This is a genomic window from Pseudomonas sp. QLc11A, assembly GCF_052112305.1.
Taxonomy (GTDB): Bacteria; Pseudomonadota; Gammaproteobacteria; order Pseudomonadales; family Pseudomonadaceae; genus Aquipseudomonas; species Aquipseudomonas laurylsulfatiphila.
Genome location: NZ_JAVAJJ010000019.1, coordinates 66660 through 84240, shown reverse-complemented (window position 1 = coordinate 84240; position 17581 = coordinate 66660). Strand labels below are relative to the sequence as shown.

General features: G+C 58.0%; 19 protein-coding genes. 10 read left to right on the top strand and 9 right to left on the bottom strand.

Going from position 1 to position 17581, the window contains the following annotated elements; genetic code table 11:
• Window positions 1-114 precede the first annotated feature (114 nt).
• Together Q8X48_RS24145 and Q8X48_RS24140 are read right to left on the bottom strand one after the other, a co-directional pair.
• Window positions 115-507, bottom strand: coding sequence for a GFA family protein (locus Q8X48_RS24145; RefSeq protein ID WP_007977886.1), 393 nt, complete (start codon window positions 505-507; stop codon window positions 115-117).
• Window positions 508-541: 34 nt separating this feature from the next.
• Complete coding sequence (locus Q8X48_RS24140) at window positions 542-1342, bottom strand: transporter (protein ID WP_407801704.1); 801 nt, start codon at window positions 1340-1342, stop codon at window positions 542-544.
• Between the two features lie 245 nt (window positions 1343-1587).
• Here Q8X48_RS24140 and Q8X48_RS24135 point away from each other — a divergent pair, with 245 nt between their 5' ends.
• From Q8X48_RS24135 to Q8X48_RS24125, 3 genes are all read left to right on the top strand, one after another.
• Complete coding sequence (locus tag Q8X48_RS24135) at window positions 1588-2268, top strand: DUF3313 domain-containing protein (protein WP_126045939.1); 681 nt, start codon at window positions 1588-1590, stop codon at window positions 2266-2268.
• 104 nt (window positions 2269-2372) lie between these two features.
• A complete protein-coding gene (locus Q8X48_RS24130) occupies window positions 2373-2834 on the top strand; it encodes a hypothetical protein (RefSeq protein WP_407801663.1) in 462 nt (153 codons plus the stop codon).
• A gap of 83 nt (window positions 2835-2917) precedes the next feature.
• Complete coding sequence (locus tag Q8X48_RS24125; protein WP_407801703.1) at window positions 2918-3259, top strand: hypothetical protein; 342 nt, start codon at window positions 2918-2920, stop codon at window positions 3257-3259.
• Window positions 3260-3287: 28 nt separating this feature from the next.
• On the opposite strand, the gene Q8X48_RS24120 is transcribed toward Q8X48_RS24125, so the two are convergent.
• Window positions 3288-3629, bottom strand: a complete 342-nt coding sequence (locus tag Q8X48_RS24120; protein ID WP_407802787.1) for a hypothetical protein — start codon at window positions 3627-3629, stop codon at window positions 3288-3290.
• A gap of 897 nt (window positions 3630-4526) precedes the next feature.
• On the opposite strand from Q8X48_RS24120, the gene Q8X48_RS24115 reads away from it, so the two are divergent.
• The 7 genes from Q8X48_RS24115 to Q8X48_RS24085 all read left to right on the top strand — a co-directional run bounded on the left by Q8X48_RS24115 (window position 4527) and on the right by Q8X48_RS24085 (window position 10336).
• Window positions 4527-5348: a winged helix-turn-helix domain-containing protein gene (locus Q8X48_RS24115; RefSeq protein ID WP_407801662.1), complete on the top strand. Its 822-nt coding sequence runs from the start codon at window positions 4527-4529 to the stop codon at window positions 5346-5348.
• Window positions 5345-5827, top strand: coding sequence for a hypothetical protein (locus tag Q8X48_RS24110; RefSeq protein ID WP_126045943.1), 483 nt, complete (start codon window positions 5345-5347; stop codon window positions 5825-5827). Before Q8X48_RS24115 ends, Q8X48_RS24110 begins: the two co-directional genes overlap by 4 nt.
• 181 nt (window positions 5828-6008) lie before the next feature.
• Complete coding sequence (locus Q8X48_RS24105; RefSeq protein WP_407801701.1) at window positions 6009-6296, top strand: hypothetical protein; 288 nt, start codon at window positions 6009-6011, stop codon at window positions 6294-6296.
• Between the two features lie 178 nt (window positions 6297-6474).
• Complete coding sequence (locus Q8X48_RS24100) at window positions 6475-6807, top strand: hypothetical protein (protein WP_407801661.1); 333 nt, start codon at window positions 6475-6477, stop codon at window positions 6805-6807.
• Window positions 6808-6912: 105 nt separating this feature from the next.
• On the top strand, window positions 6913-7929 hold the full coding sequence (locus tag Q8X48_RS24095; RefSeq protein ID WP_407801660.1) for a helix-turn-helix domain-containing protein: 1017 nt from the start codon (window positions 6913-6915) through the stop codon (window positions 7927-7929).
• 240 nt (window positions 7930-8169) lie between these two features.
• Window positions 8170-9765, top strand: a complete 1596-nt coding sequence (locus tag Q8X48_RS24090; protein ID WP_407801659.1) for an EAL domain-containing protein — start codon at window positions 8170-8172, stop codon at window positions 9763-9765.
• A 70-nt stretch (window positions 9766-9835) separates the two neighbouring features.
• Window positions 9836-10336, top strand: coding sequence for an outer membrane beta-barrel protein (locus Q8X48_RS24085; RefSeq protein ID WP_007977864.1), 501 nt, complete (start codon window positions 9836-9838; stop codon window positions 10334-10336).
• 82 nt (window positions 10337-10418) lie between these two features.
• Here the strand turns inward: Q8X48_RS24085 and Q8X48_RS24080 are convergent, their stop codons facing one another.
• The 6 genes from Q8X48_RS24080 to Q8X48_RS24055 form a co-directional block, all read right to left on the bottom strand.
• On the bottom strand, window positions 10419-12035 hold the full coding sequence (locus Q8X48_RS24080) for a mechanosensitive ion channel family protein (RefSeq protein WP_407801658.1): 1617 nt from the start codon (window positions 12033-12035) through the stop codon (window positions 10419-10421).
• A gap of 418 nt (window positions 12036-12453) precedes the next feature.
• Window positions 12454-12909, bottom strand: coding sequence for a YMGG-like glycine zipper-containing protein (locus Q8X48_RS24075; protein ID WP_015095234.1), 456 nt, complete (start codon window positions 12907-12909; stop codon window positions 12454-12456).
• Between the two features lie 345 nt (window positions 12910-13254).
• The gene (locus tag Q8X48_RS24070) at window positions 13255-13965 is read right to left on the bottom strand and encodes an NAD(P)H-dependent oxidoreductase (protein WP_407801657.1); all 711 of its coding nucleotides are present in this window, start codon (window positions 13963-13965) and stop codon (window positions 13255-13257) included.
• A gap of 9 nt (window positions 13966-13974) precedes the next feature.
• The gene (locus Q8X48_RS24065) at window positions 13975-15621 is read right to left on the bottom strand and encodes an ABC transporter ATP-binding protein (RefSeq protein WP_407801656.1); all 1647 of its coding nucleotides are present in this window, start codon (window positions 15619-15621) and stop codon (window positions 13975-13977) included.
• Window positions 15622-15623: 2 nt separating this feature from the next.
• Window positions 15624-16451 carry an ABC transporter permease gene (locus Q8X48_RS24060; protein ID WP_407801655.1) on the bottom strand — a complete coding sequence of 276 codons (828 nt, stop codon included), beginning with the start codon at window positions 16449-16451 and terminating at the stop codon, window positions 15624-15626.
• Window positions 16452-16454: 3 nt separating this feature from the next.
• Complete coding sequence (locus tag Q8X48_RS24055) at window positions 16455-17414, bottom strand: ABC transporter permease (protein ID WP_407801654.1); 960 nt, start codon at window positions 17412-17414, stop codon at window positions 16455-16457.
• Between the last annotated feature and the right edge of the window lie 167 nt (window positions 17415-17581).

The window sequence follows — 17581 nt, the reverse complement described above, 5'->3', positions numbered from 1 at the left end:
GCGAGATTCGCTGCATCGATCGTTCTGTGCGGTGCGGTGCGGTGCTGAACACTCACTGAGCGTTGAACCGGACACCCAGTGCCTCAAGACCTGGCGTACCGCAATGCGTGACCGCTAGTCTTCAAAACGCCCCGTAGAATCCCGATCGCGCTCGTAGCGTCGTGTGAGCGCAAACGCCGGCAGCCAGGCCTCACGCCGCACGACCCAGCTCTCGTAGGTCGGCGTCAGTTGGTCCGGGGCATCCAGGGATCCGAGGTTCACTTCGATTTCATCTGCACTGCGCGCGAACACGGAGGAACCGCAGTGCGGACAGAAATGCCGCCCGGCGTAGTCACGTGTTTCGCCTTCGATCGTCACGGCATCCTGATGAAATATCGCAGACGCGTGAAACAGCGCCCCATGATGCTTGCGGCAGTCGAGGCAGTGACAAACGCCAACCCGAAACGGGCGCCCCGATGCGACAAGGCGCACCTTGCCGCACAAGCAACCGCCGGTGAATCGGTCCATGGGGTGTCTCCTCCAGGCCGTCCGAAACGGCGTATCAGCGTGGAAACAGGAACGTCACGGCGGCGCGAAAGCCCCAGCCTTGCGGCCCGTCTTCCGGGCTGTCGAGCCAGTAGCGCGGGCCGGCCTGCACCGTCAGCGGTTGACCGCCGATCTTCAACAATTGGGTGACCGTGAGGTTGACCGGTACCGACCATTCCCGCGATTGCCAATTGTAGGTTGACTCGGTGTTGACCCCGTAGGTCGTGAGCGTATGGGTGGTGTACGAGAGGAAGGGTTGCAGGAAGGTCTGGTTGACCTTTTCCTTATCGTCCGGCGGGCTGTCGTCCAGGCCCCAGATATGGTTGGCCAGAATGCCGCGGGTCCAGCCATTGGACTGTTTCAACGCCACCCCTGTCGGGCCCAGGCCCCATTGCTCGCTGCCAAGCAACTCGTCACTGCCGGTCGGTATCAGCAACGCCGGGCCGGCACCGAGTATCCAGCCACTTGCCGTCGGCTTGGTTGGCGAGAAGAAAAAACTCTGAGTGATATCGCCGGTGCCGGATTTGTCCGCCGCGCCATCGGGGGCCAGGCCGTGCTGATCGATGATCGGCAAAATGGTGCGAGAAATGAGATTCCAGTCCTCGTTCAGGGCAAACGGCAGCACCGGCTGGATATTGGTCACGCTGTGCATGCCCTCCCCGGTCGGCCCCATTTTCTGGTCCCAGTTGTACTGCACCGGCAGGCTGTACATCGCCGCGACCGGGTTGAGGGCTTTCTTCGCCAATTCCGCAGAGTCCTCGGCCTGAGTCACCGGGACAAAACCCAACACCACGACGAATGTCGAAGCGGTACCCATCCACCGTATTTTCACATCCATTCTCACTCACCTGTAGAGGTCAGAGCCGGGTAGCACAGGGTTAGCGTAGGCAACTGTGATCGATGTGCAACCCGGCCCTGCCACTCGCTGGCCGTGTGTTTAAGGGTTTTTGAGAGTTTTTGATTCGGATTATCCCGCTGCTGCAGGCAGCATTCGGCCCGCATTGACCGGCGTGCAAACACCTGTACCCGAATGACAACTTTCATCACGTGAGAACCGAACACATGGGCATGTCGAATAAATGGATTGCGGGTATTGCTTTGAGCTGTGTATTTCAGGTCGGCTGTGTCTCGAAAGTGGCGCAACAGGAGCAATACTCGGGCTTCCTGGGCAATTACCAGGGCCTGGAGGAGCAAACTACGCCGAGTGAACAGAAGGTCCTGCGCTGGGTATCGCCGGGGTTCGATCCTCGCGCGTACTCCACTGTGGTGTTCAGGCAGATGGAGCTGTATCCGTCGCCGAAGCCGACCGCGCGCGTCAGCCTGAAGACCCTGCAAGACCTGCAATTGATGGCCAGCAACAGCGTCAAACTCGCCTTTTCCCGCCGCTATGCGATCGTCCCTTATCCACAACTGGCACCGACCAATTCGCGATCGCTGATCCTGCAAGCGGCGATCACTCACGTCAGCGCCAACAACGAAGGCATGCACTGGTATGAGGCCGTTCCGATCGGCGCCATTGTCGGGGCAACACAAGCAGCCACCGGCCATCGGGATCAGACTGCCGAGATGTACATCGAAGCCAACCTGATCGATGCCAAGACCGGTATGCCGGTCGCGAAGATCGTTCGCAAGGTGTTTGGCGCGACACTCGACAATGCCCAACAGCCGGTGCTTGCCAGTGACTTCAAGGTCGCGCTCAAAAGCATGACAGACGATATGCAGGCCCTGCTCCTCAAGCACTGATGCCCGGATAAACCCCATCGCACGCAGGCTGGCATGGGGTTTGAACCGCGCTTGTTCTCTAACAAAACCGTCAGCCGTGCCGACGCCTGACGTGAGACCCCATCATGAAAATACTGGCCCATACCCTGGCGGTGCTCATGCTGTTGCCGAGCACCAGCGCCCTGGCAGTGACGGTGATCCCCCTCAAAGGTCAGACTTCCCAGACCATCCAACAGGACACCAGTGCCTGCCAATCCCAGGCCAACGCACAACATCCGGTACAAAGCACCGTGCCGACCGGTGGTCGGGTAAAGGGCGCCGCAACCGCCGCCGTAGCAGGGGCGACTGCCGCCGAGGTCCGGGGCCGCCAACATGAAAACGTCTATGACCAGATCGACGACGACACCCGGCAAGACTATCGCCAGAACCACGCGCGCAGTGCCGCGGCGGCCGGTGCCGTGGTGGGGGCTTCCAGGCAACGCCAGGCGCGCCGGCAGAATGATGCGGCGAGCGATCAAAGCGTCACCGCCAACAACTCCGTCTATAGCAGCTGCCTGCAGCAGCGTGGCTACGATGTCTTGCCTTGATCGGCGGCGACAATGATCAGAAACATTGGCCGACCTTTTTCACCATGACTCAACGAACCGATTCGAATTTGAGGGCTTCACCGATGCGCCTAGCAGGTGTTCCAGTCGTGATCCTCGCTTCCTGGCTCCTGGCCGGTTGCACCGCCTTCCCTAACAGCCCGACTTCATCGTTGCAAACGGACAAATCGCCCGAGCAGTATGTCGACTGCCTTGTACCGAAGTTGAAGGACAACGCGATGAGCCCGGTTGTATCTGGCAGCGAACGCAGTTACCGGGTTGTCGTTTCGAGCAAAATTGCCGTAGACACCGTGCTGGAAACCCACAGGGCACAGGATGGAGGCAAGGTGTATCTGTACGAGCGCCAATTGCTGGCCTCGACCTTCAGGCCATCGAGCATCGAGCGTGCTGCGCAGGAATGCCTGTAACGCCGATACCCTCCGCAAAAAAGGTTCTTCACGCATCCCGGGAACCTGTAGGAGCCAGCCTGCTGGCGATGGACTCCAGTGCGCCGCGTTCATCCAGGTCACACGCGTTATCGTTGACGACCATCGCTGGCAAGCCAGCTCCCACAGGGGACCATGCCCACGCTGAAACTGTAGGAGCCAGCCTGCTGGCGATGGACTCAAGCGCGCCGCGTTCATCCAGGTCACACGCGTTATCGTTGACGACCATCGCTGGCAAGCCAGCTCCCACAGGGGGCCATGCCCACGCTGAAACTGTAGGAGCCAGCCTGCTGACGATGGACTCCAGTGCGCCGCGCTCATCCAGTTCACACGCGTAATCGTTAACGACCATCGCTGGCAAGCCAGCTCCCACAGGGGACCATGCCCACGCTGAAACTGTAGGAGCCAGCCTGCTGGCGATGGACTCAAGCGCGCCGCGTTCATCAGGTCACACGCGTTATCGTTGACGACCATCGCTGGCAAGCCAGCTCCCACAGGGGACCATGCCCACGCTGAAACTGTAGGAGCCAGCCTGCTGGCGATGGACTCAAGTGCGCCGCGCTCATCAGGTCACCCGCGTTATCGTTGACGACCATCGCTGGCAAGCCAGCTCCTGCAATTTCCCGGGCTTGCGTGAAAAAAACCAAAAAAAACCCCGCGTCCTCCATGAAGGGCGCGGGGCAAAAGCCGTTGAACGAGAGGTGAGGATCGTTTACGCCGCGCATGAACGCGATGAGTGTCAACGCTCCTCGAGATCCATTAAAAGCGCTAACGAGCCCGGTTCAAAGCTAATTGGAATCAAAAATAATCTGCCGTTGAACGGGCGCACAAACAACAATCATTGACTTGTATTGTGAACACTCTCGCCCCGTTCGGGAGCGACTAAAGCCTTGTCTGGACTGCGCAGGCAATCCGCTCAGACCCAGTCGCCGCGCAAACCCACCCGCCCGAGCTTGCAGTTTTCGGATAGCGCAGAACATCCATTCAAAGCATTATTCATGCTGTCAAAATCAAAAACCGTGGGTCATCCAGCAATGCTTTTCCTTTGTCTGATTCAACTGATGCCTCTGACAGGCAGGGCTGTTTACCGCACTGCACGCTCCTGAAACGAGCCGGTCCCGCAATGTAAAGGCGACACACAGCGCGACTTGCACACGGTCCCCATCTTCGTTCACTTCCCAGTCCAGAATGTACCGAGCCAAATCCGGCCCCTATACTCAGGCCAGTACCGCCTGATCGGAAAATTTCTATGAGCTACACCTTCAAGTTGAAAAATGGCGCCGTGGCGATATTCGACCCGGACAGCGCCATGCTCTCCCTTACAACACCCCATGGAGATGTACAGAATTCCACGCTAGGCAGAGCCGAATCGCGTCTATTGGACCTGCTGCTGATGGAGCCGGGTGTCACTAAAAGCCGCGATGAAATCATCGACTACACCTGGAATGACCGCGTAGTTGCTTCCGGCAGTTTGAATCAAACCGTTTTCTCACTACGAAACATTTTGAATGACAGTCGGGATCACGAGATCCTGATGACTGTTCCTCGCCGGGGATATTGCTTCAACCGGCACTTTATCGTCGATGCAGCAGCCGACGTACCGGCTCCCTCAGAAGAAGCTGTGCAGCCACCCGCCGCCACTCCTGGACAACGACCGCCTCCGGATGGCGATGAGTCGCTGGCGCCCTCGAGTAAAACCGAAAAATCCACCCGCATTACCAAGGCCCAACTGATCGCTTATATCGCTACCCTGGCAGTCGTTGCCTTGACGATCTTTCAGTTCGACTTCGAAGCGCCAAAAATCGAAATATCCAGCGTCGACAAGAATGGACTGATCATCCACGCCGTAGGCAATGATCTTGCCGAGGCACAAGCGTTGTTGGAGCTATCGGCCAAACAATCAGAACAGCTTCCCCCCAACCTGAAGGGGCAAGTCTGGATCAACCTGTATAAAACCAACTATTCCGTTTCGTGCATTCGCCCGGATCTAAGCACTGCAAATCTACAATTAAACAGCGCCGAAAAAGACCTCGCCATGATGATTCGTCAATGCTTGGAAGTTACCTTATGAAGTTTGAGATTCCGCAAGCGGTTCACTGGCCGGTTATCGCCTTGATCAATGCACTCTGTATTTTCTCCATTTTTTATTCTCCTTCGCACTACATGGAAAATACCAGCTATCAAACAAAGGCCCGGCAATGGCTGGAAGATCTCAATCAACTCAACACCGAAGAATATCTCACTATCGGGCATGGTCGACTCACCGGGACAACGCTGGAAAGCCTGAATGGGAAAATCCGCAATGCAACCATCTCGGCAAATATAATCAAAGAAAGCAAAACGCAGGTACAGATCAAAATCAGTAACGTCAAGCTCAGCCAGGACAATGAACTCTTTGCCATTGAAAAGACCCCTGACCTGTTCTTCAGACGCCAATACGTCTTGCAAGAAGGCGCCATTCTGAACTACGAATTGATTCCCACGCAGAATAAAAACGCCGTATGCTTTTACATACATGATCTTGGCCGTTTGCGCTGCATGAATCATTAATTGACTCAGCACTCGCCTGGCACAGGCTCATATCAAAGATCCCCCCCCAATAAAAATAACAGTTATTGACTTGAATCAGATGGCGTCCCGGAAAAAAATCCCCCGCCAATAATCTCTGGAATCGAGCCTGCTTGATTCTCGTCCGGGACAATGCCCTACACAGGGGAATCAAGTGAAAACAATGCATTTCCTGCGCAGCAATAAATCGACGACCTTCGGATGCCTGGCGGTTCTATTCCTGTCTGCCCTGCCCTTTTGTTCGTTAGCGAACGACGAACATTCCGTTGAAAGCACGACCATTGAATATTATGAAATTCAAACAAACCCGGATGAAACTCAGAAACTATCGCATCTGAAAATTCATAGTGAGAATGAGTATCATGCGGACGAGCAGGACAGTGATTCAGCCCTCTCGCCTCCACAAAGTGATACCGGAATGAGTTACGCCACCTCGCTCATATTACTTTGAATAGCGCGGTATTTGCCGTCGCAAGCGGCGATTGGCCTCTTCCGACGACCTGGTAAATATGAGTTATTGACTTTGGAAGGCGCAGTCGGGGTGAGATTATTTGCAGACCACGTCGTGGCAGAGATACAGCTGACACTAGGTTCTGCCTGAATGAACTGTAAATAAGGGAATCGCCTCGATGCTACTGAAAAACTTCGTCACCGTGTCGTTTGGTTTATTGCTTTCGCTCAAGGCCATGGCCGACGACAAGGGCATCTACAGTACAAAATTGACGAGTGTCGAAACCAACAAGAAGGCTCCGGATTCTGTGAAAACTGGCTATCAGGTAAAAACGGGTTACCGTGTTGACGACTTTTATTCCTTCACAGCGGCAGCCATTGACCCGATGAAACCCCAGTCGAAAATATTCAGTCCGATGGTTGACCCGCGCAACGTACAGCAACTGGACGACTCACCATCGCACAGCAATTACGCGTTTTCAGCGGAACTGGAAATAATCCGGGGACTCTGACAACCCTCCCGACGCGGCTGTACCTTCATCCGGCATGTGACCGTCATCGCTGCACGGACAGTCATTGCCTGACCCTAATCATTCAACAGGTGAGCTTTCAATTTCATGAGTATCGCACCTCCCGATGAAATCTTTCATTTGTCTACTGCCTTGCCAAGCCAACTGAACAGAACCATAGGCAACTGGGAAATGAGCCTTATCCCGACCGAGCATGAGGCGCGCATCCGGCAACACAAGCTCTTTCACAGCCCTGAACTGCAGTGCAGTCGCCTTGAGTTCGACTCATCCATCACCCTGGTCAGTTCCGTTCCCGCCGGATTCGTCACATTCGCCATCTCGCAGGCCCCGATTGGCCGCCCCGTCGTGAACAATCACAAACTACGGCCTGACGAAATCATCGTACTGCACAGCGACGAATCGGTGCATTACACCTGCGAACCGAATGAAACACTGTTCACCATCACCACAACACTGGAGCACTATGACCGGTGCCGCCAACTTCACCCTGTCAAAGACATACTTGCGAACAGAACAAAACACAGCTACCAGGTTGATAACTTTCAATTCATACAGTCTGCCATTCAAGCCATCAGCGCCTGCTGTGTCGACATCAATGACGCGGCTTCCCCACAGTACGCTCAAGCAGATCGTTCAACGATTGAAACTGCGGTACTTGCGTCTGTATTGCAATCATTGACCCCCGCTGGCGGCTTTAAACGTAAAGTCCCCACCAGACGGAAGGTGGCGATAGAAGCCATCGAGTACATTCATGACAATATCAAAAAAACGCTCACCATAAAGTCGCTTGTAAGGCAACTTGAGACTACAACACGCACCCTGCATTTTGGCTTTATCGAGACATTCGGGATGTCGCCAATCGCCTACATCAGAAACTTGAGACTCGCCAGTGCCCGCCGTGACCTGATCAATAAAACATGGCCCACCGTGACAGAAACCGCCATGTTCTGGAACTTTCATCATCTGGGCCGTTTTTCCAAGGCCTATCAGACTGCTTACGGAGAGACACCGTCAGAAACGGCCAGGCGCAACTCAGCCAGGCCCAGGAATACCACCTCATCCCTATACAACCAGGTCGTTGGCGCGTTTCCATCAACCCCCTGAAAATGAGGATTAATAATTTCCGTTGATTAGCCATGGATGCCGACAATTGCTTGTTTTCCCACTCAAGGAGATAAGCATGCTTCATCGAATAAACACGCTGCCACTCAAGCAAAAAATCATGCTGTGCATGAGTGCCTATGTCAGCGGCATCGTATTGGCCTGGGTCATTGACTGGTACTGAAGAGGTTTAACTCGCGACTGCAAGGTGCACAGTGAAATAATGATTCCTCGGGGTTTTCGATGATTGCCGTATATAAAGCGTTATCTGCAAGGCACGCAATCACTGTATGTCTGATTGCTGCAGCGGGCTGGGCTGCATGGTTCTGCGCCGCAGGTCTGGCGGAGTCAGTCGTTGCACGGAAGTTGAATAACGTTTATGCCGATCTGCGTGCGGCTCAAGTGGAGCCCAATGCGCAGATCGACAAGGTACTGGAAGCCCTCGGCGATCTTGATCGCTCAGGTCAGGAATGCTCCGTCGAGCAGTATTCACAACTGGCCGACCTGGTCAAAGACCTGCGATTTGTTGATCAAGCGGCAATCCAGTTGCCCAATGGCAAGATCTGCTCCTCCTATGGACAAGAACTGCCGTCGATACTGGCCGGTAATGAGAAGCGCAAGTTCTCCGTTGGAAGACGAACCTATTGGGTCGATTCCGGCCACGCCGTTTCTGCGGACACCGACTTTATCATCGTCTCGGAACAGTCGACCTACGTCTGGGCAAACAAGAAGATCCTGCTCGACAACTTGAAGTTTCCCGAGGACCTGCAACTGGACCTCATCGGTCCCGGCGGCGCAGTACCCATTGCCTCCACAGGCCTCAAGCCCCTGCAGATGCTGAAGCCGTTCCATCTTGAAGAACTGGTTGCCTCGGCAGACAAGGTCCTCATCGCCTTTGCAGGCAACCGAAATGAACTGATCTCGGTCATTTCGCTTCCGTCGAGTTACCTGACAGGTCTCAAATTCAAATTATTCATTGGCCTTGCGTGCCTGTTCGCAGCACTGCTGTTGCTCGCGAGGTGTATCCAACGGCATTACACCTCTACTGCCGTACGACTTCGCAAAGCCCTGAAAGCCAACACGCTGGGCGTTCACTATCAGCCGATCGTCAATTTGACGACAGGCTATCTGGTTGGCGCCGAATCACTGTCCCACTGGAGCGACAACGGCACCCCTGTGCCTGCGGACGTGTTCATTGCGGTGGCGGAGAAGTCTGACCTGATCCGCAAACTGACACGTTCGGTGATTCGACAAGTAGCGGAGGATTACAGCACTTACCTTTGGGCGTGCAAGGATTTCTACATTACGGTCAATCTGTCCGCCCAGGATATTCAGGACCCGGACTTTCCAGACTATGTGGCCAGCGTGCTGGCAACCTACAACATGCCTGTGTCAGCCATGGCCTTTGAAATCACCGAAAGAACCATGCTCGACCAGAAGCCTGCCGCCATGCAATTGCGACGGCTTCGTGCGTGCGGTCATCGCATCGCCGTGGACGACTTCGGTATCGGCTATTCCAACCTCTCGCTCCTCGATTCAGTGCCTTTCGACATTCTGAAAATAGATCGCTCGTTCATCGCCGGCGACAGGATCGCGGCCGAGGATGCCCTGTGGCGACACATTGCCCAGTTGGCCAGGTCGCTAAGACTCAAGGTCGTGGCCGAAGGTGTCGAGACTGCGGAGCAACTGCCGCATCTGGTTTCAGAGGGCGTTCTGTTGGCACAAGGCTGGTTGTTCTCCAACGCGCTGCCTGTCCAGGCGTTGGCAAGACGCTACTTTCAATGCCCGGCAAACAGCCCGCCTGACGACCCGAAAATATCAATCAATGACTTCTATTAACGCCTCATGGCCCCTCAAATGCTCGCCGAACCCTAACACCTGACAAACCTGTACAAGGACTCCACTACACATGCTACTTCGAAACCTTGGCTTCGCTTCACTGCTATCGCTGCTGTCTTTCCAGGCGCTCGCTGATGACAAAGGTTTGTATCTTGGAGCTGGCGTAAGCAGCATCCAGACCGAAGAATCCCGGCTGGACGACGAGGACACCAGCTACAAAGTTTATGCCGGCTATCGCGTCAACAGCTATCTGGCCTTCGAAGGTGCCTACGTTGATCTCGGTCAATTCAAGGACAAGAACATCGATTTCGACGGCAAGTCGGCTCAGGCTGCCGCCCATGTCGGCTTTCCGCTGGGTGATCGGGTGCGGTTGTTCGGCAGTGTCGGTGCCCACGCCTGGGACGCCGACGGCAATGCCACCGACGACGATACCGGGGTTGACCTGACCTACGGCGTCGGCGTGGAGTTCGATGTCTTTCGCAACATCGGCCTGCGCGCAGAATACGAAGTGCTGGAGGTCGGAGAGATCGACCTGAATCAGACGACTGCATCCGCCTATATGCTTTTTTAACACCGCTGCAACTGAGCGACCGGCCCCGGTCGCTCATCGCACTTGCCGCAATGCGCGTCCTCGCCCTGTCAGTCCCCTGCCATTACTTCAACGTATCCTTCGACTCTTGCGCCGGCGCCATGTACCACTTGTCCCTGGGCACCCATTTCTCCTGTTGCGGATCACCCAGGTAGTGCGGCGACATGATCTGCACACCGTACTCGTTGAACACATCCTGGATGTTGGCGTGCAGCATGCTCAGCAGCACCGCTCGCGGCCTCGGCTGGCTGGGGATGGCCTGGGCCACCAGCCGGTACTCGGGGTAGAAATCCGACAACGCCGTCTGGAACACCTGCGGCGGTGGGGTTTCGAGGACGCCGGGCGTGCGTCTGGCGGCTTCCAGCAACATCCCTTCGACCTGTCGCCAGGGGGTGTCATAGCCAATGGTGACCACTGTGTCGACCACATAACCGGGGCCTTGTACCACCCGTGAGTAGTTCTTGGTGACGGTGCCTGTGATCATCGAGTTGGGCAGGGTCAGTACTTCGCCCAGGCCGGTACGAATGCTGGTGGTGAACATGCCCAGTTCAGTGACCGTCCCTTCGTGCTCGCCAATGCGCACGAATTCACCGGGGCGCAGGGTTCGGGTGTACGTCAGGATCAACCCGGCCGCCGCCTGCCCAACGACACTGGAAGCACCCAGCGAGATCATCAGGCCGACCAGCACCGACAGGCCTTTGAACGCATCGGTTCCGGCACCCGGCAAGTAGGGATAAGCCATGGCCAGGGCAAACAGCCAGATCGCCAGCGACGTCAGGCGCTGGGTGGGCTTCAGGGTTTCGTGGTTCAGCCAGTTGAAGGTGCCGGGCGTGGCCATGCGCTGCAGTATCCGGCGAGAGAAGACGGTCACGCCTCGCGCAATGAAGAAGATCGCCAGCGCCACGCCGAGCCCGGGGATGGCCCCGAGAATCCCTTGCAGCAAATAGTCGGCGACTTCCAGCAGATAGTTGTTAAGGCTTTCCCCCCAGGGTCGGGTATAGGGAAAACGCGACAGGACAAACCCCAGCCACTCGTAGGTGAGCAGCAGCACGATGACCCAGCGCAGCACTTCCAGCACGCGGCTGACCAAGGGATAGAGGAAGTTGGCGTCGATCAGCGGCACCCGCCCGACCTTCAGGGCCTGGGTGTGCCGATGCATCAGGTCGGGCAGTTTTTTCAGCAATTTGCGCCGTAGAAAAACCATGGCCAGGAGCAGGCCGAGATAGACTCCGGTGGCGAGCAGCGCGGCGCCCACCGAGCGGAGTATCAAGTGCAGGCTGCGAGCTTCCTGGGTTTCGGCCACCACCTGACGCAGTTTTTCAGCCGCAGCTTCCGCGGCTTGCTGCACCGAGTCGAATTCGGTGGCGTCGAAATCCTTGGGCGTAACGATGAAAGCGCGGCGAGAACCCAGCAGCACCATGTAGTTTGTCATGATCGGGTCGAGGGTAACCTTCAGGTCGTCGGCCTCGTCCAGCGCCTCACCGATCACCGCTTTCGCCCGTTTGACCCGCGAGGCCGGGGCTTCACCGAGGAGGGTCGCGCGAAACACCATGACACTGCGGTTGGCCACTTTCAGTTCAGCAGGCGCATCAGCCACCTTTGGTGAATCCTCGGCCCACAGCTGCAACGACCAGAACAACCCGAAAACAGTGAACAATACAACGAGCAGCCTGCTCCGCATCTGTCAGATCCCTACTTCATAAATTTCTGGTCGAGTGTACGTACCGCAGCGTAGTCCACCGATGAACGGTTGTCAGATGGGTGCTTCTGTAGGAGCGAGCTTGCTCGCGATAAACCCGAGAACACCGCGGGGCACCTGCCAGCCAGCGTTATCGTTGACGACCATCGCGAGCGAGCTCGCTCCTACAGGGTTTGTATTTTCGCCAGCGGCCAATGCCCCACTGTAGGAGCGAGCTTGCTCGCGATAAACCCGAGAGCACCGCGGGGCACCTGCCAGCCAGCGTTATCGTTGACGACCATCGCGAGCGAGCTCGCTCCTACAGGGTTTGTATTTTCGCCAGCGGCCAATGCCCCACTGCAGGAGCGAGCTTGCTCGCGATAAACCGGAGAACACCGCGGGGCACCGTTCAGTACCTGATTCAAGGATTGACCTGGTAACCCTTGCCCTGCAAACAGCTGGTGTAAGCCGACGTGGTGTTCGCCTGGGTGGTTTTCGATTGCTCCCGGCGTTCCTGGCGCTGACGTGACGCACCGACCACGGCACCGGCTGCCGCCGTCTCCTTGGCGCGGTTCTGGCGATAGTCCTGTTTGGTGTCGTCGTCGACACGATCATAGACCTCGTCACGTTGATTGCCGCGCACCTGGGCCCCAGCGGCGCCGGCGGCGGCCCCCACAGCGGCACCCTTGATCCGCCCGCCAGAAGGCGTGGAAGCCGTCGAGGTGCTTTGGCTGGCGGCGATGCTGTTGCATTCGTTGATGTCGGCCTGGGTTTGTTGTGAACTTTGCCCTTTCATCGGCACCACCGATTGCGCCCATCCCGGGGCGCTCAAAACCGACAAGGCGAGACATAGGCTAATGGGTGACAATTTTTTCATGATGACCTCCGGATGAACCTGGCTCACCCCCAACAGGAGTTTAGATCAGCCCCCATCAGCCACCCGATTACTGACCGGCGGTGGGCTCGATCTCCATCACCAGCCGGTCGTCGACACAACGCGCCGGCATCATCATTTTTATCAGGCGCCAATCCCCCGAAGGGGCATGAGGCCGAAAGCTAGGTATGACGTGTATTCAGAACAATGGCGCGGGGATTCGAACGCACTGAAGATCAAACTGTGGGAGCGAGCCTGCTCGCGAAGGCGGTGGGTCAGCCGACATCAATGTTGACTGTGCCACCGTATTCGCGAGCAGGCTCGCTCCCACAGGACTTGGGGTGTTAATCAGGCATTGGTGGTCAACGGATAGAGCTTGTCATCGAACTGTGCCAACTTCGGAAACACCAACGGCTGATCATCACTCAGGTGTTGCAGGCGCTGGCCGTAATCAACCAGAAATTGCTGGCGCGCCTCTTCGCTGATGTACGGCACATGCCAGGCCACAAACGGCTCCAGCACATCGAAGCCGACGTAAGCCAGCGTGCCACGCAGGATCGGCCGCAGCATGTCCTCCAGCGGACCGTGGATCGCGCCCTCACCGAACATGTGCTCACGCCCACCCAGGGTCACGGTCAGCAGTGCTTTCTTGCCGGCCAATCCACCCTGATCGTAGAAGCGCTTGCCGCCATAGCAGATGCCCGACACCAGCACCCGGTCGATCCAGCCCTTGAGCATGGCCGGGGTGGAGAACCAGAAGATCGGGAAGTTGAGGATCAGCAGGTCGGCCCACAGCAGTTTGTCCAGTTCGGCCTGGATGTCCGGCGCCAGCGACTGGCTCTTCACGCCCAGGCGTTGTTCCAGGGCGTAGACCAGGTACTCGGGGTTTTCCCGATTCGAGAAGTCGGCGTCGCTGGCCACCGGGTTCCAGTTCATTTTGTACAGGTCGCTGACCTGCACTTCGTGGCCCTGAGCCTGGAGGGTGGCGACGGCCTGGTCACGCAGGGCGGCGGTGAAGGATTGCGGCTCCGGGTGAGCGTGGACGATCAGTACTTTCATGGTGGTTCCTTAGACTTTTTCCAGCGTATCGGTTGAAGGTGTGCAAGCGCGCGTGGCCAGCAAGCGGTCGAGCCAGTCGGGATCCATTTGCGGTTCGGAAGAAAACAGCAGCCCGGTGTAATCCTGATGCGGCGGGGTGAAGATCTGGCTGCGCGAGCCGTGGTCCACCACCCTGCCCCGTTGCATCACCAATACCTCATCGGCAATCGCCCGCACTGTAGCAACATCGTGGGTGATGAACAGGTAGGCGACACCCAGTTGCTGCTGGATGCGGTTGAGCAATTTCAGTACGCCTTCGGCGACCAGTTGGTCGAGTGCCGAGGTCACTTCATCACAGATGATCAGTTGCGGATCCGCCGCCAGGGCCCTGGCGATGCAGATACGTTGTTTCTGCCCGCCCGACAGTTCCCGGGGTTGACGCTCCATAAAGGTCGCCGGGTCGAGCTCGATCATTTCCAGCAACTCGGCGACCCGGGCACGCATGGCCTTGCCCTTGAGGCCCAGATAAAACGTCAATGGCCGACCGATGATATCGACGATGCGCTGACGCGGGTTCAGCGCCGTATCGGGGATCTGGTAGATCATCTGGATACGCCGCAGTTGCTCCTTGCTGCGATGGCGGAAGTCCGCCGGCAAGGGTTCGCCGTCGTACAGCACCTGGCCGTAAGTCGGCGGCAGCAAGCCGGTGATCAGCCGCGCCGTGGAGCTCTTGCCGCTACCGGATTCGCCGATCACCGCCAGGGTCTGGCCGCGATACAGCTTCAACGATACGTCGTGCAGCACCGGTTGCCGGCCATAACTGGCGCAGCTGTTGCGCAGCTCCAGCAACGGTTGTTCCTGTTGCGGACTGGCCTTGGGCTCGGTGCGGAAACTGCGCACCGCCCACAGCGACTTGGTGTAGTCCTCCTGCGGGTCGCCGAGCATCTTGCGGGTCTCGGCCTCTTCCACCAGTTTGCCGTGGCGCAGCACCATGATGCGGTCGGCCATTTGCGCGACCACCGCCAGGTCGTGGCTGATGTAGATCGCCGCGCTGCCATAGGTCGCCACGGCATCGCGAATGGCGGCGAGGACTTCGATCTGGGTGGTGACGTCCAGCGCCGTGGTCGGTTCGTCGAAGATGATCAGGTCCGGGTGACAAGCCATGGCCATCGCGGTCATGACCCGCTGCAACTGGCCGCCGGAGACCTGGTGCGGATAGCGCTGGCCGATGGTTTCGGGGTTGGGCAGGCGCAACACCCGATACAGTTCCACTGCGTCACGCATGGCCTGATCGCGGCTCATGCCGCCGTTTTTCACAGCGGTTTCGACGTGCTGGTCGATCAGTCGATGGGCCGGGTTGAACGAGGCCGCCGCGCTCTGTGCCACATAGGCAATGCGCAGTCCCCGCAGTTTGCGCAGGGCTTCAGGCTTGGCCTTGAGCAGGTCGATGCCGTCGAAGTGCACCGAGCCACCGGTGATCCGGCAGCCGTCGCGGGTGTAGCCCATGGCCGACAGTCCGAGGGTCGACTTGCCCGCGCCGGACTCGCCGATCAGCCCCAGCACCTCGCCTCGCTGCAGGGTCAGATCGATGCCCTTGATCAGCGGATGCCAGGCGTCTTCGTAATGACCTTCGATGTGCAGGTCGCGGATTTCCAGCAAAGGTTTTGTGGTCGTCATGTTCAGCATTCCTTGAGGCCGCTGGATTTGTGCAGCATCCAGTCGACGACGAAGTTGACGCTGACCGTGATCAAGGCCACGGCCAGGGCGGGCAGCAACGGACTGATATCGCCGAAGGTGATCAGCACGGCGTTGTCGCGCACCATGCTGCCCCAGTCGGCGGTGGGCGGTTGAATGCCCAGGCCGAGGAACGACAGCGCACTGATGAACAGGAACACAAAGCAGAAGCGCAGGCCGAACTCGGCAATCAGCGGCGCCGCGGCGTTGGGCAGCACCTCGCGGGTCACCAGCCAGCACAGGCCCTCACCACGCAGGCGCGCGGCTTCGACGAAGTCCTGCACCACCACGTTCATGGCCACCGCGCGCGACAGGCGAAACACCCGGGTCGCATCCAGCAGCGCAATCACCAACACCAGCGACGTCGCCGTGGTGCCCACCACGCTGAGGATCAGCAAGGCGAAGATCAGTTGTGGAATGGCCATGAGGATGTCCACCACCCGCGACAAACCCTGATCGACCCAGCCGCCCTTGATCGCCGCGATCAAGCCGCAGGACCCACCGAGCAAAAACGCCAGTACCGTAGTGAGGAAGGCAATGCCCAGGGTGTTGCGTGCGCCGTAGACCAGGCGGCTGAACATGTCGCGCCCCAGGTTATCGGTGCCCAACAGGAACTGCCCGCCCCACGGCGCAAAGCCCTCGCCCACCACCTGGGTTTCGCCAAACGGCGCCAACACCGGCGCGAACACCGCCACCAGCACGTAAAGCAGGATCATCAACAAACCGAACTGGGCGCTCAGGGGCGCCCGCCACACGTGTCGTAACAGGCTCATGGTCTACCCCTTCGGATGCATCAGGCGTGGGTTGCTGGCAATCGACAGCACATCGGCGCTGGTGTTGAGCAGGATGTAGGTCGCGGCGAAGATCAGGCTGCAGGCCTGCACCACCGGGATGTCGCGTTTGGCCACCGAGTCCACCAGCAACTGGCCGAGCCCCGGATAGACAAACACCACTTCGACCACCACCACGCCGACCACCAGGTACGCCAGGTTCAACGCCACCACGTTGACAATGGGCGCCAGGGCATTGGGCAAGGCGTGGCGCAAGATGATCCGCGACTGGCTGATGCCCTTGAGCCGGGCCATTTCGATGTAGGGGCTGGCCAGCAGGTTGATCAACGAGGCGCGGGTCATGCGCATCATCTGCGCGATCACCACCAGGCTCAGGGTCGCCACCGGCAACACCGAGCGCTCCAGTACCGTGCCCAACGAAGCGTCCGGCGCCAGGTTGGAAATGCTCGGGAACCAGTTGAGCTTCACCGCGAACACCAGGATCAGGATGTAGGCAACGAAGAACTCGGGGAACGACACCGCGCTCAGGGCCGAGGTGTTGAGCAAGCGGTCGAACCAGCTGTTGCGGTACAGCGCGGCGAGCATCCCCAGACACAATGCCAGCGGCACCGACACCAGGGCCGCCAGCAAGGCGAGGCTGAAGGTGTTTACCAGGCGCGAGCCGACCAGTTCGGCGATGGGCCGCTGGTTGGCCAGCGATACACCGAGATCACCGTGCAACAGCTGCCAGATCCAGTGGCCGAAACGGCTCAGCGGCGGCAAATCCAGCCCCAGTTGCGCCCGGTAGGCCGCCACGGTTTCCGGGGTGGCCGACTGGCCGAGCATGGCCTGGGCAATGTCGCCCGGGAGCATGCCGACGGCCAGGAAGATGATCACTGAAACGGCGAACAGGGACAGCAGGCCTAATGCGAGGCGCTGTCCCAACAGCTTGAAAATACTTCTCATCGTGCAGTTCCTTGAAAGTGGGCACGCTTGCATAATCCTGAAAATTTCTACTGTGGGAACACGACCCCCTGTGGGAGCGAGCTTGCTCGCGATAGCGGACTGTCAGCCAACATTGATGTTGAATGTGTTGCCGTCATCGCGAGCAAGCTCGCTCCCACAGTTGATCT